Genomic DNA, 16,425 nt, shown 5'->3' with positions numbered 1-16,425 from the left:
GGTATACCATAGCATAAAGCCCGCAAATGCGGGCTTTATCGTTGTGACAAACTGTAACAGTTAGCCGATGTTGTCTGCCATTGTCATCAGAGACGCATTACCACCTGCCGCTGTAGTGTTAATGGTAATGGTTTTTTCCGTAACCAACCGCTGCAGTAAACGTGGTCCGGCAGGAGCTGTAATCAGCGGCAGTATAGCGCCGGCACGGCTGGCCAACAGCGCAGCACAGAGCGGTTTTACTGCACTGCTGACTTCTACCATAGCGCCCGCCAGATCCGGATGCGCCAGTAACGTAGTCAGGCAATCTAACCGCACCACTGCCAGCAGATGCTGTGGTAAACCGGCCTGCAGCAGTGCTTTAATGCAGGCTTCAGCTTCGGCCAGATCGGCTTCTTCCACTGCGGTAACCACAGCATTACCTGATGCCAGTGCAGTAATAATAGCCAGTAGCCAGTGGCTGAACGAACTGGTTTCATCACGCACCAGCGCCAGAATGCCGCGCGGGTCCAGTACCAGGGTATTGCTTTCGCCGGTTGGGCCGGGCAGAGCAATAGGCTTTTGCAGATCACGCTCAACCCGTTTTAGTTTTTGCTGGGCCAGTGTCAGTACTTGCTCTAAATCGGGTTCCAGCTTATTTACCACGGCATTAGATGCCAGTGATGCCAAAAACTGGCGTAGTACTGAGGTACGCTGGTTAATGTTCAGCAATGCCCATTGCTGTTGAGCCGCTGCTGCTGATGGCATAGCGTAAGCTACAGCACTGCTGGTGGTTTCACTTAGCAGGCGGTGTTGTTTTTGCTCGCTTAGCTCAGCACAGCTGACATCAGTGTTGTCCTTTACCAGCCGGGTTAAATACAAAGGGCCACCCGCTTTAGGGCCGGTACCGGATAAACCACGGCCGCCAAAAGGTTGCACGCCAACGACAGCACCGATCATATTGCGGTTTACATAAATATTGCCGGCTTTAATATCGCGGGCTACCCGGTTAGTAAATTGCTCAATACGGCTGTGTACGCCCATTGTCAGGCCATAGCCGGTAGCATTGATCTGGTTAATAATATTATCAACCTCGTCAGCTTTAAAGCGGATAATGTGTACTACCGGGCCGAACACTTCACGCTCTAACACGGTCAGGTCACTGATTTCATATAAACGCGGTGCAAAGAAGTAATGACGATCGCCTGCGGGAATAGCACACTCGTAATGTAAAGTGGCTTTGTCGGCTAAGTACTGCACATGGCTGTTTAACCGTTCATGCGCTTTAGCATCAATGACCGGGCCCAGATCAGTACTAAGCCACTGCGGGTCGCCCACATGCAGCTCTGCCATCGCGCCTTTTAGCATGGTGATAATTTTATCGGCCACGTCTTCCTGCAAAAACAGTACCCGCAGCGCCGAACAGCGCTGGCCGGCACTTTGGAAGCCGGAAGAAATCACATCGTCTACTACCTGCTCTGGCAGGGCAGTTGAGTCGACTATCATACAGTTCTGGCCGCCGGTTTCGGCAATCAGCGGCACCGGTTCGCCACCACGCTCAGCCAGTTTACGTGCTATCCAGCAACCGGTTTCAGTAGAACCGGTAAACATCACACCCTGAATGCGGCTGTCTGGCACTATGTGCTGGCCAACCTGGCTACCCGGCGCGATAACCAGTTGTACTACATGCTCTGGCATGCCGCACTGGCGCATAATGTCTACAGTACGTACTGCAATTAAACTGGTTTGTTCGGCAGGTTTAGCTACTACGGTATTTCCTACCACTATAGCGGCTGCAACCTGGCCTAAGAAAATCGCCAGCGGGAAATTCCACGGGCTGATACACAGAAATACGCCACGGGCTTGCTCGGGCTGGGCAAACAGCTCTTCAGCTCGGACAGCGTAATAACGGCAGAAGTCGATAGCTTCGCGCACTTCCGCCACACTGTCGCCCAGCGTTTTACCGGCTTCTTTTACACAAAGGGCCAGTAGTTCGTTGCGGTGTGTTTCCAATGCGTCAGCAATGCGGCGTAACAGTGCAGCGCGTTCAGTAATATCTGTTGCTGACCAGCTATGAAAGGCCGTTTCAGCATTGGCCAGAATTTGCTGCATCTTGTCTTTATCGGCATATTGCAGGTAGCCGATAGTTTCATCAAGCTGGGCCGGGTTAGTTACCGGCACGGCGTCAGGCTGCACCGGGATCTGCTTAACCGTTTCAAACCATTGGGTCATGGCCGCTTTTACCGCTTCCAATTGATCAATGTCGGTGAGATCCAAACCATTGGAGTTTTTGCGCTCTGTGCCATATAAATCTGCAGGCAGCGGAATTTGCTGGTTACGTTTTTGCTTCCAGCCGCGCACGGTTTCTACCGCGTCAGTTAGCAGTGATTCTACCGGAATAGTTTCATCAATAATGTTGTTAACAAAGGAGCTGTTAGCGCCATTTTCCAGCAAACGGCGTACTAAGTAAGCCAGCAAATCGGAGTGCTCGCCCACCGGGGCATAAATGCGGCACGGGATCTTATCTTTGATCACTATTTCGTCGTACAGCGCATCACCCATACCGTGCAGGCGCTGGAATTCAAAACCGCTGTAATCTTTGGTCATCTCCATAATAGTGGCCACAGTGTAGGCATTATGGGTGGCAAATTGCGGGTAAATGCTGTCGCGGTAGCTAAGCATTTTTTTCGCACAAGCCTGATAAGACACATCAGTAGACGGTTTACGGCTAAATACCGGGAAGTCACTAAAGCCTTCAAGCTGGCTGAGCTTGATTTCGGTATCCCAGTAGGCACCTTTAACCAGCCGCACCATCATTTTACGGCCAACTTTTAAGGTTAAATCGCGCAGCCATTCAATAACATGAATACCGCGCTTCTGGTAGGCCTGTACTGCCAGGCCGAAACCTTCCCAGTTACCCAAGGCCGGATCGCTGAATACTGCAGCAATAATATCCAGTGAAATATCCAGCCGGTCAGCTTCTTCGGCATCAATGGTAAAGCCAATATCATAGGCTTTAGCTGCCAGTGCCAGCTGTTTTACCCGTGGCACTAACTCTTCGATAACCCGGTCACGGTGGCTGAATTCATAACGCGGATGAATAGCCGACAGCTTTACCGAAATACCGGGGCTGTTAAACGGGCCGCGGCCTTTTGCTGCTTTGCCTATGGTATCAATAGCCCGCATATAACTGTCAAAATAGCGGTTAGCATCGTCCATAGTGCGGGCGCCTTCGCCCAGCATATCGTAAGAATAACGAAAACCTTTTGCTTCCATCTCAGACGCGCGTTCCAGCGCGGCGCCTATAGTGGTGCCCATAACAAACTGCGCGCCCATTATCTGCATGGCATAACGCACTGCCTGGCGGATCACCGGTTCGCCCAGGCGGCCGCAGGTACGCTTTAATAAGCCAAATTGTTGTTTTTTCTGCTCGTCAGAGTAGTTCACCAGCTTGCCGGTTAACAGCAAGCCCCAGGCCGAGGCGTTAACAAACAATGAGCTGCTGTTACCCAGATGCGAGCTCCAGTCACCTTGTGATAATTTGTCGCGGATAAGGCGGTCGGCGGTGGTTTTATCCGGTACACGCAGCAGCGCTTCGGCCAGACACATCAGCACCAGGCCTTCTTCGGTCGACAACGAAAACTCATTTAGCAGCGCATCCACACCACCTTTACCTACCTGAGCCTGGCGGATAGTCAGCACTAACTGGCGTGCCCGTTCCCAAGCCCGGCTGCGGGCATTAACACCAATGTCGGCCAGTGGTAGCAGGTAATCGAGTACCTTATCTTCATCAGCACGATAGAAGTCACGAATAGTTTGACGCAGCGGTTGGTTGGCAACCAGGGAACCGTTATACAACATGGCAGTTAGCTTCCTGACAAGAACAGAGAATGCGGCATTTTAGTGAAAAGTCTGCCGCATAGGGTGGTTATTTTTGCGGTTTAACCCTATATAATTCTGTAAACTTTAACTAAAACCAGAAAACTTACTGCTATGAATACACCTGTGAAGACAAAAGGGCTGGACCGGATTGATATCAGTATTCTGGATACACTGCAGCGCGACGGCCGTATAGCCAATGTTGATTTGGCAAAAAAAGTGAATTTAAGTGCCAGCCCTTGCATTGAACGGGTAAAACGGCTGGAAAAAGAAGGCTATATCGACGGCTTTGGCGCGCGGTTAAATGCTGCCAAGCTGGGTTTTGGTACGGCGGCTTTTATTCAGGTCACGCTGGACAGGACCACCAGCGAGGTGTTTGATAAATTCCGTGATGCGGTAGTACAAATTCCGCAGGTGGCCGAGTGTCATATGGTGGCGGGTGGTTTTGACTATTTGTTGAAACTGCGCCTGCCTAATATGGACGCCTATCGCAGCATACTATCATTAATTGTCGATTTACCCGGCGTGGCGCAAACGCATACCTACGTGGTGATAGAGCAGGTTAAGAGCGACACAGGTTTACCGCTTAAAGCAACAGATAGCCCGCCGTTAGCGGGCTAAACTAATAATAGTTACCAGCGCTCGCTGTTGCGGCGCTTGGGCATTAACAGTGGCAACAGTAAGCCAAAAATTAACCCTGCCAGCAGGATTAATGAACCCAGCACCATCGGTTTTTCCCAGATCGAGCTTTGGGTATTTTCCAGTTGCACTTTTAGTTGCTCGTAGGCGCGGTTGGCCTGCTCCAGTTGCTCGACGGCTTTTTGCCGCTCCGATACGGCTTCATTGAGCTGGCTGTTTAACTGATCCCGTTGTTGCTCCAGTGCATTCACTGTTTCGTTATATTGGGCATATTCAGCTTTAAGCTTTTCTAACTGGGTAACCAATCCTGGCGTGTAGGTAACATGTTCTTTTGGTAGCCAGCCGGTTTTACCGTCAACCTGAATTTCGGCATAGCCGGTGGCGCTGTCTTCCCGCAGAAAAGTAACACTCTGGCCAGCGTTAACGGTGCCTATGATACGGTACTGGTTGTTAGGGCCAGAATGCAAAAAGACAAATAAGGCATCACTGATAAATGCAGGCTTAGAGCCTTCTTGCGCACTGGCCTGAACGGAAAGCGCCACCAACCAGGCTGAAAATAATACCAGCAGGGTGCTTTTAATTAATCTGAACATAGGTATCCTGAGCTTATTTAAATGAAACCGCTTTGCAGCCAATATCTTGGATGATAGGGAGTTGTGCTGCAATTGACAAGGGTTAAAAGCAGCTGCGCGGCCTCTGGCCGTCAGTGCGACGCACAGAGTAACCAATGAGTACTGAACTTGAGCTGAAGTATCTGCTGCCGCCCGCCGGGCTCGGCAGTTTAGTGCAGTTGATTCCGCAACTGGGAGAGCTGCAGCATGCCGGGCATAACAGCTTATTAAATGCCTATTTTGATACTGCCGACAACTGGTTCCGCCGCCATGATATGGGGCTGCGTAGCCGGTTAAAGCAGGGACGTTATGAACAAACTATTAAGTTAGCAGGTAGTCAGCACGGCGCTATGCAAATGCGGCCGGAATATAATGTTCCCTGCGACGGCGTTGTGCCAAAGCTGGATGCTTTTCCTGCAGAAATCTGGCCAGAGCAGACCGATGTACCACAGTTACAGCAGCAATTGATCGAACTGTTCTGTACCGATTTTAACCGGCAGAGCTGGTTGCTGCGCTGTGCCGATGGCAGCGAAGTTGAACTGGCGTATGATCAGGGCGAAATTCGCGCCGGCAGCCACAGCCAGCCTATTGCCGAGCTGGAACTGGAGCTGATTAGCGGTAACGCCCTGCAGTTATTTGCACTGGCCAAAATCTTACTACAACAATTGCCACTGCGCACCGGCTGGCAGAGTAAAGCTGCGCGGGGATACAGCCTGCGTACGCAGCAACCACTGGCATTACCACAGCATGCGGGTACTACTTTACTGGCGCAAATCCGTGCGTTGCAGCAAGCTGAGGCAAGCTACGGGCAAACACAGCAGGCGGCAGCACTTAATATAGCCAGCCAGGCTTTAACTGCGTTGTCATTGTCTTTGGTCCAGCAAGCACAAATACCGCACTTAGCCGGGGAAGCCGCTGCTTTGGCTGACGCCGTGCTGCAAAATGCAGAAGTGTTTGGCTGGCGCCGTTACAATGAGTTACTGCTGGCTGTGTCTGAATATCTGTATCAAAGCGTGTAAAGCGGGGAGCATATGGCGGCTGAAACGGTGTTGCAAAGTTATCTAAACCAGATGTTAAGCCGGTTTGAACTTGACGGCCTTAATGCAGATGCACAGACAGTGTTGCGCAGGTTGTTAAGTGGCAGCAGTTTTATTGGCCGAACCTTGCAACAACAACCTGTATTGCTGGCCGAGCTGACCGACAGCACTATACTGTTGCAACAATTACAGCAGCCGGTGGTAGCACTGCCACAAGAGCAGATATTGGATGATGCCGCTGCTTTTGCCGCACTGCGCCGTTGCCGTAATGCGCAGCTATGCCGCATTCTTGCCGCTGATATGCTTAAATTGCAAACCGTTAGCCGCAGCCTGCAGTTGGTATCACAACTGGCAGATACCTTAATTAATGCCGCTTACCATTGGGCGTACCAGCAGTTGAGTTCGCAGTGGGGTACACCAAAGGATGAACACGGCAATGCTATGCCTTTACTGGTATTGGGCATGGGTAAGCTGGGTGGTGCTGAGCTGAACTTTTCGTCTGATATTGATCTTATTTTTACTTATCCGGCCAATGGTGAAACGTCGGGTGGGCGGCGCAGTTGTGAAAACCAGCAATTTTTTACCCGGCTGGGGCAAAAATTGATCGCTGCTTTGCATCAGGTGACGGCCGATGGCTTTGTTTATCGGGTAGATATGCGGCTGCGGCCTTTTGGTGACAGTGGCCCGCTTGCGCTGAGCTTTGCCGCCATGGAAGATTATTATCAGGAGCAAGGGCGCGAGTGGGAACGCTACGCCATGTTAAAAGCCCGTATTCTTAACCCCGACGGTTACTACAGTACCGAGTTGCAGCAGTTGCTTAAGCCTTTTATTTACCGGCGTTATATTGATTTTTCTGCCATTGAATCGCTGCGGCGGATGAAACAGCAAATTGAGCAGGAAAACCGCCGGCTGAACCGGCGCAACAATATTAAACTGGGTGTGGGAGGCATTCGCGAAGTTGAGTTTATTGTACAAACCCTGCAGTTAATCCGCGGTGGCCGGATCCCAGCGATGCAACAGCCGGCCTTATTAAAGGCGCTGCCGGTGCTGGCAGATGAAGAGGTATTAACCTGGCAACAGGTTACCGAACTGCAGGACGATTATTTGTTGCTGCGTACTGTAGAGCAAGCTTTGCAGGGTATTGATGATCAGCAAACCCAAACTTTACCGCAAGACGGGCTGACGCAGGCCCAGTTGCTGGTGTCTTTAGGGCTGGATAACTGGGAGCAGTTGCAACAACAGATCGACAGCGCTATGGCCAGAGTGCACCGGCAATTTAAACTGGTTATTGATAACGGTGAAGAGCTGGAGCAGCAGGAAATTACCCTGGGCCGGTTGATCTGGGACAGCGAACAACCGGCAGAAGAACTGGCAACTCAACTGGAATGGCTAACTGCACCGGACGCTATTGAACTGATTAATTTGTTGCAGCAATTTAAGCTGGATTGCCAAAAACGTAGTGTTGGCCCGCGTGGCCGTGATTTTCTGGCCAAGCTTATCCCATTGTTGTTGCATATGCTGCAACAGCAGCGCTCGTCGCCAACGGTGCTAAGCCGGGTATTAGGGGTATTCCGTCAGATTGTTACCCGTACCGCCTACCTTGAACTACTGTTTGAAAACCCGGCTGCCCTGCAGCAATTGGTACTGTTATGTACCCAAAGCGGTTGGCTGGCAGAGCAATTGTCGCGTTATCCTATGCTGCTGGACGAACTGATCGACCCGGCGCAGTTGTATCAGGTTGCTACTCAGGCCGATTACCAGGACCGGCTGCGCCAGCACATGCTGCGGGTGTCGTCTGATGATCTGGAACTGTTAATGGAAACCTTGCGTCAATATAAGCAAGCACAGCAATTACGCATTGCTGCGGCTGATATCAGCGGTGTGCTGCCGCTGATGAAAGTCAGCGATCATCTGACCTGGCTGGCAGAAGTATTGCTGGCGCAGGTGGTAGAGCTGGCCTGGCAGCAGATGACAGAACGCTATGGTGTGCCTGCCGGCCTAACCGACGGCGACAAAGGTTTTGCCGTCATTGCTTATGGCAAACTGGGCGGGCTGGAGCTGGGTTATGGCTCGGATCTGGATTTAGTTTTTGTGCATCAGTGCGATACGCAGCAAGCCACGTCGGGCGAGCGGGCCATTGACTCGCGCCAGTTTTATTTAAAGCTGGTACAACGGGTGCTGCACCTGTGTACCACCCGCACCAACAGCGGTGTGTTGTATGACATAGATACCCGGTTGCGGCCATCCGGGAACTCGGGGTTACTGGCGATCCATATTCAAACCTATGCCGAGTATATGCGCCAGGAAGCCTGGACCTGGGAGCATCAGGCGCTGGTGCGAGCGCGGGCTATTTATGGCAGCACTGCCATACGGCAGAAGTTTGAACATATCCGCCAGCAGATAGTAAGCCAACCACGTGATCTGGCTAAATTGCGTGAAGAAGTACTGCAAATGCGCGAAAAGTTGCGCCAGCATCATGGCGTAGCATCGGCAGATCCTAAACACAGCACAGGTGGGATCGTTGATCTGGAGTTTATCAGCCAGTATCTGGTGCTGGGCTATGCCGCGAAGCACGCGCAACTATACCGCTACAGCGACAATATCCGTATTCTGGATGCCGCAGCAGAATGTGGTTTATTACCACCACAACAAGTGCAGCAGTTGCAACAGGCTTATCAGTTATTACGTGGTGCGGGCCATCGCCAGACGTTGGCTCCGGCAACGTTGCCAGAACAAGACAGCCTGGCGCAGGCAAAGCAGACGGTAGAACAATGCTGGCGGCAGCTGTTTAATCAGCCTTAGGCTTAGTATTGGCCGGGATACAATGTTCGCTCAGGTGCTCATTGGCTTTGTCTGTGATAACAGCGGCCCGTTCGCGTGGGCAGTAAAAGCTGATTACCGGTGATTGAAAATCCGGCGCTATTGCCTGCGCTACCTGATACACGGTGTCAATAAGGCTGCTATCGACCTGAAAATACTGCTTTACCACATAATCGCGTGGCAAGGTCCAGAACAGCTCTATGTTTTCAGCTCTGGCATACTCGCTTAGTTTGGTTTTAACGGTGTCACCTTCACGAAACCGGCGGTCAATTACCTGGCCGCGCCAGTTTGGGGCGCCCGGCACCACCACTTTAGCCCGTTGTTGTAACTGCAGTGTCAGCTTATCGCTGGTGTCGGGCAGGTCTAACTTGAATTTAGATAATTCTCTGGCGCCATCTGCGATAGAGCCTCGGATTTTACTATAAAACTGGCTGAAGCCGTCAGCGGCCTGATTGACAGAGTCTTTACGGATCAAAAAATCTGGCTTGGTCATTAACAAATAGCCTATACCACCCAACACCAGCAGCAACACTATGCTACGAAACCAAAACCACATAATTCAGCTTCCTTTATACAATGACGGTGCATCAGGATCCGGTCGGGTTTTAAAACGCCGGTGTAACCACATATACTGCTCAGGCGCGCGCAGTACCACCTGCTCTACCCACTGATTTACCCGGGTAACATCAGCTTTATCATCGCCGGTAGGAAACGGTTCCAGCGCAGGTTGTACTTCTATTTCATAGCCCTGGCTGCCTGGCAGACGGCGGGTAATGACCGGTATTACAGCACAATTGGCAACATTGGCAAATAGCAAAGTACCGGTGGTTGACGCGGTATCCTTAACAGCAAAAAACGGCACAAATTCAGCTTTGGTGCGGCCATAATCCTGATCCGGCAGATAAAAACACACTTCGCCCTGATTCAGCGCCCGGATCAGGCCTTTTACATCGCGCTTGCCTATCATGTATTTATTGCTTTTGCTGCGGCCATGGTAGGTCAGGTAATCCAGCAAGGGGTTATTGTGAGGCCGGTAAAAACCAATACTGGGATGCGTCAGGCCAAAAGCCCGGCACACGCCTTCCAGGTGCAGGACATGGGGGGCAAGTAATAGCACACCTTTACCCTCAGCCCGCGCGGCAGCGATATGTTCATACCCTTTAAACAGGGCAATGCGGCGTATCCGCCATTGCGGCCACCACCAGCCAATCACGGTATCAAACAGTGCTCTGCCGGTTTCGGCAAAATTTCGTTTTACCAGCGCCACTTGCTCATCTGCCGGCATCTGAGGAAAGCACAATTCGATATTACGTAATGCCACCTTACGGCGTGATTTCAGTACTTTATACAACAAGCTGCCCAAGCCTGAACCTAATATCATTAACACCCGGTAAGGTAACCAGCTAAGCAGCCATAACAAAGCAGCACCGAACCAAATTAGCCAGTATTGCGGTAATAAAAAACGCCAGTTGAATCGCGGAGCCTGAACCACGCCATATCCTCAACAAAAAAATAATGCGCTATTGTAACGAAAATTGACGGCGGGAATAGTGAAAACTGGTAAGAGGTTCACCGCGGGCGCGGTGAACCTGAGTCAGATCAGTTAGTCAGAGCCTGATTAATACCTTGCAGATCTTGTTCTGACAGGTTACCAGCGGCTTGTTTCAGTGTAAGGATAGCAAGTACATAATTGTAGCGCGCACCTGACAGGTTACGACGGGCTTCAAACAGGTTACGAGTACTTAGCAGCACGTCTACTATGGTACGGGTACCTACTTCAAAACCGGCTTCAGTAGCATTTAATGCGCTTTCTGCTGAAATAACAGCTTGTTCCAGAGCACGGATAGTAGCGATATTGGCATTAATATCGTTAAATGAGCTACGCACCTGACGAACAGCAGTACGGTAGCTTTGTTCCAGATCCTGGCTGACAGCCACATAGTTAGCGCGTGCTACAGCAGTTTGTGCCGTAGTGCCACCACCGCTATATAGCGGTACACGCAAATTCAAGCCAATTTGCTTACTATCAAAGCGTGGTAAGTTACTGGTTTCTGTTACACCACCTATTGTCGTGTCTGAGGTCGAATCTGAGGTGCCATAAGATGCATCTAAACTTAATGTTGGATAGTGACCTGCTTTAGCATTATCAATATCGTTACTTGCTATCTCGAGCGCCAACTTATTGGCTTTCAAACTCAGGTTCATATCTTCAGCCAGTTTAACCCATTCGTCGGCAGTTGCTGGTGAAGGGGACTGAGTAGAAAATTTGTCGGTGTCAAGTGTAGCCAATTCTGCGTGATACTGTCCGGTGATTTCACGCAGAGCCTCACGAGCTGTTTCTAAAGTATTTTGAGCAGTGATTTCGCGCGCTACTGCACTGTCATATTGAGCCTGGGCTTCATGTACGTCAGTAATCGCCGTTAAGCCGACGGCGAAGCGCTGCTTGGTTTGTTCTAACTGACGCTCAATAGATCTTTTTTCAGCTTCGGCAAAGCCTAAATCATCCACAGCTTTAAGTACGTCGAAATAGCTTTGTGATACCCGTACAATTAACGCCTGCACTGTAGCATCCAGATTAGTCTGGCTTTGCATGGCTAATTTCTCTGCAGTATTCAGATTTTTCCAGTTGGTCCAATCAAAAATTGATTGTGATAACCCAACTTCAGCGCTCCAGCCTTTATTGTCCCTGTCGATAGGTGTCAGAGTTCCATCGATAAACTGCGCACTTTCTGCCATCGACTTGGAGTAGCCTGCGGTTAGATTTACCTGCGGTAACAATCTTGCTTTTGACACGTCAATACTATGTTTGGCTGCATCACGGGTAGCAACAGCTTTGAGCAATTGCGGATCTTTCTGAGTTGCCAGCTGATAAATTTCCTGCAGATCTGCTGCAGTGGCTTGCAGGCTTAGCAAACCGAAAGTGGAGGCTAACAAGGTGCTTATTAAGGTTTTTTTCATTTTTACCAATCCTGGCCAACTAAAAGGAAACTGCACGAATAATACTCTGTTACTGTAAACTAAGTAATCATTAAACCGTAAAGTTACACGCAAGAGTGTAACAGAATGTGAGTGCCGTTATGTCTAAATTCAACTTTGGCGAGTATCCATCATTTGGCCATCAGGATCTGGAGATTCTCGACAAAACCACGGTTTTTCAGGGTTTCTTCCGCTTAGAGCGTTATACCTTACGCCACAGGTTGTTTAACGGTAGCTGGAGCGGGCCGATTCAACGCGAAATTTTTGAGCGTGGTCATGCTGTGGTGGTGTTGCCTTACAATGCCCAAACAGATGAGCTGGTATTGATTGAACAAATTCGTGCCGGTGCTGCAGCTACCAGCCACAGCCCCTGGCTGCTGGAGGCGGTTGCCGGTATGATTGAACCCGGCGAGAGTGCGGAGCAGGTAGCAAAACGTGAAGCCCAGGAAGAAGCAGGGTTAACAATCGAAGAACTTTGGCCTATGCTTAGCTACTTATCCAGCCCGGGTGGCACCACCGAACGTATTCAGCTGTTTTTAGGCCGGATAACGCAACCGGTGCAAACCGGTGTATTCGGCCTGGCAGAAGAGCACGAAGATATTAAAGTGCATCTGGTACCGCGCACGGCCGCTATGCAGCTATTGGCTGAGCAAAAAATTGATAACGCTGCCAGTGTCATTGCTCTGCAATGGCTGGCACTTAATCTGAACAAAGTAAAACAAGCCTGGGGAGGCTAGGGTGTGGTTTAAACGCCAGAAATATGTACCAAAATTACCGGATTTTCTGGCACTGTGCGAACGTAACTATGCTCAGTTGAACCGCTATCTGGCTGAGGATACAAAAACAGGCCAGGCTACGGTCATTCAGGTCTCGGATCTGCATTGCTATCGTATTAGCGTTACTGATGTGGCGCGTTTTACTACCACATTACAAATTGAACTGACCGACGAGCGGGACCTTTATTTCCGCCCCAGCTTTGTGGTGCGGCTATACCATGATGCGCGGGTGGCTGAAGTGCTGGCCTGTCAGCAGATCAGTGGCTTTAAAGCCCGTTATGACTACCCTAATCTGGATATGCTGCTGCCGGACGAAAAACGTCAGATTAACCTGCTGCTGCGCGACTGGCTGAAATTATGTGCCGGCCAGGGTTATATAAACCGCGAGTTAGCGTTCGCCTGATGCAGTACCACTTTAGCCCGAAAGCTTCATACCATCTTGCCCAGCTTAGCGATTGCCATTTGCTGGCTGCCTTTGATGATCGCTATCAACAGATACAGCCTGCTGCCCATCTGGCAGCTATTGTCGATACGCTGATAGCAGAACAACCCGATGCGGTATTGCTAACCGGCGACGTTACTCAGGATCACAGTACAGAATCTTACCAGCTACTGGCCCGATTGCTGGCGCCGCTTGATTGCCCGGTATTTTGTTTGCCCGGTAATCATGATGATATTGCCCAGCTTGAGGTATTATGTCAGCAAGCGCCGTTTCGGCCTGAACGTAATCTGCTCCTGGCGCAGTGGCAATTGCTGCTGCTTAATACCAAGGGGCCGACTCCGGCTGGTGTTTTTCCACCCGAGCAGCAGCTTTGGCTGGCAGAGCAATGCCAGCAAAGTAGTGCGCAGGCAGTTTGGCTGTTTTGCCATCATCACCCGCGGCCGCTTAACTGTTTTATTGATAAACATGGCCAGTCAGATCAAACCAGGCTGTGGCAGGCTATAGCGGCGCAGCCACATATCAGAGGCATTGCCCATGGCCATGCACACTATGCTTATCAGCGCCGTGAGCATGATATTGATATTGTCGGCTGTCCGGCCAGCTCAGTGCAGTTTTTGCCAACGCCCGACTGGCAAACTGTCAACGGCGGGCCACAGTGGTGTGACTGGTTTTTTTCTGCCACGGGCGATGTACGCTGGCAGTTCCGCCAACTGAATTTAACCGCGAAGACGTAAAAATGAATAAAAAAGTAGTGTATTTACATGGTTTTGCCAGCTCTTCCTTGTCAGACAAAGCGGTACAGACAAAAGCATTTTTTCAGCAGCATTACCCACACACCGATTTTAGCGCACTGGATTTACCTTATGAGCCGGCAGCGGCACTGGCGCTTATTCAGCAACATATTGGTCAGCAGCGTGATGTAGCGTTAATTGGCAGTTCGCTGGGGGGCTTTCTGGCTACCTGCATTGCCGAGCAAATTAGTTGCCGCGCCTGCCTGATTAACCCGGCGGTGGCACCGCACACTGTATTAAATCAGCATTTGGGTCGCTATTATCATCCGGTACTGCAGCAGCATTACGATGTAACTGCGGCACATATGGCCGCACTGGAGCAATTAATGCCGGTGACGTTACAGCAACCGCACAATTACCTGGTGCTGTTGCAAAGCGGTGATGAAGTGTTAGATTACCGCTTAGCGCTTGATTACTATCAGGGCGCTGAAATAAAACTGAGCGAAGGTGGCGATCACAGTTATGTCGGCTATGCCGCGCAGCTTGCGACTATTGCCAATTTTTGCCAACTCGCGTAAAACGCGCTTAATCCTATCAGCCAGTGACCGAGACTATGACATCACAACAGTACAACGCCGATTCGATTGAAGTGCTGACCGGGCTTGAGCCTGTGCAGCGTCGCCCCGGAATGTATACCGACACCACCCGGCCTAATCACCTTGGCCAGGAAGTTATTGATAACAGTGTCGATGAAGCATTGGCAGGCCATGCCGATACCGTGCAGGTGATACTGCATGACGATCAGTCGCTGGAAGTAATAGATAACGGCCGTGGTATGCCGGTAGATATTCACCCTGAAGAGGGCGTTACCGGCGTAGAGCTGATTTTCTGCCGCCTGCATGCCGGGGGTAAATTCTCCAATAAGAACTATCAATTCTCCGGTGGTTTACACGGGGTAGGTATCTCGGTAGTGAATGCATTGTCCAGCCGGGTAGACGTTACTGTGCGTCGTGACGGCAATATTTATGAAATGGCGTTTGAGCATGGTAACAAGGTTTCTGAGCTCAGCATTACCGGTACTGTAGGTAAGCGTAACACCGGCAGCCGGGTGCGGTTTTGGCCCACACCTTCTTACTTTGACTCGCCAAAGTTTTCTGTCAGCCGCATGCTACATGTATTAAAAGCCAAGGCGGTATTGTGCCCTGGTTTAACGGTGAGCTTTGATGACAAAGTAAACCAGCAGCAATATCAGTGGTGTTATCAGAACGGCATTAAAGATTATCTGGCCGAATCGGTAAAAGACTATATCTGTCTGCCAGAGCAGCCGTTTACCGGCAGTTTTAGTGCCAGCACCGAAGCGGTGGAATGGGCATTGTTGTGGTTGCCTGAAGGCGGCGAGCTGGTAACCGAAAGCTATGTAAACCTTATTCCTACTGCCCAGGGCGGCACCCATGTTAATGGTTTACGTCAGGGCTTGCTGGAGGCGCTGCGCGAGTTTTGCGAGTTTCGTAACCTGTTGCCGCGCGGTATTAAGCTGTCGCCGGAAGATATCTGGGATCGCTGTGCTTACATTCTGTCGCTGAAAATGCAGGACCCACAGTTTGCCGGTCAAACCAAAGAGCGTTTATCGTCGCGCCAGTCGGTGGCTTTTGTCTCGGGTATTGTTAAAGATGCCTTTAGCTTATGGCTGAACGAGCACACCGACATTGCCGAAAGCCTGGCCGATTTTTGTATTAACAATGCACAAAAGCGGCTGAAAGCGGCAAAAAAGGTGGTGCGCAAAAAGATTACCTCCGGCCCGGCCTTACCCGGCAAGCTGGCAGATTGCTCAGCACAGGATCTTAACCGCACAGAGCTGTTTCTGGTCGAGGGGGATTCGGCCGGCGGTAGTGCCAAGCAGGCGCGTGATCGTCAGTTTCAGGCGGTAATGCCGCTACGCGGTAAAATTCTTAATACCTGGGAAGTAGAGTCGGGCCAGATCCTGGCATCGCAGGAAGTGCATGATATCTCTGTTGCCATAGGCATGGACCCGGATAGTGCCGATTTAACCGCATTACGGTATGGCAAAATTTGTATTTTAGCTGATGCCGACTCCGATGGTTTACACATTGCCACCTTATTATGCGCCTTGTTTATGCGTCACTTTAGCAGCCTGGTGGCAGCTGGCCACGTGTATGTAGCCATGCCGCCGCTGTATCGCATTGATATTGGTAAAGATGTGTATTACGCGCTGGACGAAGATGAAAAAAATGGCGTGCTGGACCGGATAGAAGCTGAGAAAAAACGCGGCAAAGTTAATGTGCAACGTTTTAAAGGTCTGGGTGAAATGAACCCGTTGCAGTTGCGTGAAACCACCATGGACCCGAATACCCGGCGTTTAGTGCAGCTTACTGTAGATGATGTGGCACAAACGATGGAGCTGATGGATATGTTGCTGGCGAAAAAACGCGCTACAGACCGGCGCGACTGGCTGGAATTAAAAGGCGATAAAGCCGCCATTACTGTGTAGGCTGCTGTAACAATAATAAGGCGCTATAA

13 protein-coding genes are annotated in these 16,425 nt (G+C 50.6%); 8 read left to right on the top strand and 5 right to left on the bottom strand.

Features of this window, described 5'->3' with window-relative positions; all coding sequences use genetic code 11:
- Positions 1-60 precede the first annotated feature (60 nt).
- Positions 61-3,837, bottom strand: coding sequence for a bifunctional proline dehydrogenase/L-glutamate gamma-semialdehyde dehydrogenase PutA (gene putA / locus BLW68_RS18235; RefSeq protein ID WP_092796382.1), 3,777 nt, complete (start codon positions 3,835-3,837; stop codon positions 61-63).
- A gap of 132 nt (positions 3,838-3,969) precedes the next feature.
- On the opposite strand from putA, the gene BLW68_RS18230 reads away from it, so the two are divergent.
- Entirely contained in the window at positions 3,970-4,476 is a 507-nt protein-coding gene (locus tag BLW68_RS18230; protein WP_092796380.1) for an Lrp/AsnC ligand binding domain-containing protein, read from the top strand.
- Positions 4,477-4,487: 11 nt separating this feature from the next.
- On the opposite strand, the gene BLW68_RS18225 is transcribed toward BLW68_RS18230, so the two are convergent.
- Positions 4,488-5,087 (bottom strand): TIGR04211 family SH3 domain-containing protein, encoded by a 600-nt coding sequence (locus BLW68_RS18225; protein ID WP_092796378.1) that lies wholly within the window; start codon positions 5,085-5,087, stop codon positions 4,488-4,490.
- Between the two features lie 134 nt (positions 5,088-5,221).
- Between BLW68_RS18225 and BLW68_RS18220 the strand changes: the two genes are divergently transcribed.
- Entirely contained in the window at positions 5,222-6,124 is a 903-nt protein-coding gene (locus BLW68_RS18220; protein ID WP_092796376.1) for a CYTH domain-containing protein, read from the top strand.
- A 12-nt stretch (positions 6,125-6,136) separates the two neighbouring features.
- Positions 6,137-8,944: a bifunctional [glutamate--ammonia ligase]-adenylyl-L-tyrosine phosphorylase/[glutamate--ammonia-ligase] adenylyltransferase gene (glnE, locus tag BLW68_RS18215; protein WP_092796374.1), complete on the top strand. Its 2,808-nt coding sequence runs from the start codon at positions 6,137-6,139 to the stop codon at positions 8,942-8,944.
- Here the strand turns inward: glnE and BLW68_RS18210 are convergent.
- From BLW68_RS18210 to tolC, 3 genes are all read right to left on the bottom strand, one after another.
- Entirely contained in the window at positions 8,931-9,518 is a 588-nt protein-coding gene (locus BLW68_RS18210) for a TcpQ domain-containing protein (RefSeq protein ID WP_092796373.1), read from the bottom strand. The genes glnE and BLW68_RS18210 overlap by 14 nt on opposite strands.
- Positions 9,519-9,521: 3 nt before the next feature.
- Positions 9,522-10,454 (bottom strand): LpxL/LpxP family Kdo(2)-lipid IV(A) lauroyl/palmitoleoyl acyltransferase, encoded by a 933-nt coding sequence (lpxL, locus tag BLW68_RS18205; RefSeq protein WP_092796371.1) that lies wholly within the window; start codon positions 10,452-10,454, stop codon positions 9,522-9,524.
- 107 nt (positions 10,455-10,561) lie between these two features.
- Positions 10,562-11,920, bottom strand: a complete 1,359-nt coding sequence (tolC, locus tag BLW68_RS18200) for an outer membrane channel protein TolC (protein WP_092796369.1) — start codon at positions 11,918-11,920, stop codon at positions 10,562-10,564.
- A gap of 119 nt (positions 11,921-12,039) precedes the next feature.
- On the opposite strand from tolC, the gene nudF reads away from it, so the two are divergent.
- From nudF to parE, 5 genes are read left to right on the top strand one after another with little or no spacing between them, the layout of a single operon-like run.
- On the top strand, positions 12,040-12,675 hold the full coding sequence (gene nudF / locus BLW68_RS18195; RefSeq protein ID WP_092796367.1) for an ADP-ribose diphosphatase: 636 nt from the start codon (positions 12,040-12,042) through the stop codon (positions 12,673-12,675).
- 1 nt (position 12,676) lies between these two features.
- The gene (locus tag BLW68_RS18190; RefSeq protein ID WP_092796366.1) at positions 12,677-13,117 is read left to right on the top strand and encodes a DUF1249 domain-containing protein; all 441 of its coding nucleotides are present in this window, start codon (positions 12,677-12,679) and stop codon (positions 13,115-13,117) included.
- Positions 13,117-13,890 (top strand): metallophosphoesterase family protein, encoded by a 774-nt coding sequence (locus tag BLW68_RS18185; protein WP_092796364.1) that lies wholly within the window; start codon positions 13,117-13,119, stop codon positions 13,888-13,890. Before BLW68_RS18190 ends, BLW68_RS18185 begins: the two co-directional genes overlap by 1 nt.
- 2 nt (positions 13,891-13,892) lie before the next feature.
- Positions 13,893-14,465: a YqiA/YcfP family alpha/beta fold hydrolase gene (locus tag BLW68_RS18180; protein WP_092796362.1), complete on the top strand. Its 573-nt coding sequence runs from the start codon at positions 13,893-13,895 to the stop codon at positions 14,463-14,465.
- Positions 14,466-14,500: 35 nt separating this feature from the next.
- Positions 14,501-16,396 (top strand): DNA topoisomerase IV subunit B, encoded by a 1,896-nt coding sequence (gene parE / locus BLW68_RS18175; RefSeq protein ID WP_092796360.1) that lies wholly within the window; start codon positions 14,501-14,503, stop codon positions 16,394-16,396.
- Positions 16,397-16,425 lie beyond the last annotated feature (29 nt).

Source organism: Rheinheimera pacifica (genome assembly GCF_900108485.1).
Classification (GTDB): domain Bacteria; phylum Pseudomonadota; class Gammaproteobacteria; order Enterobacterales; family Alteromonadaceae; genus Alishewanella; species Alishewanella pacifica.
This window is presented reverse-complemented; position numbering and strand designations above follow the sequence as displayed.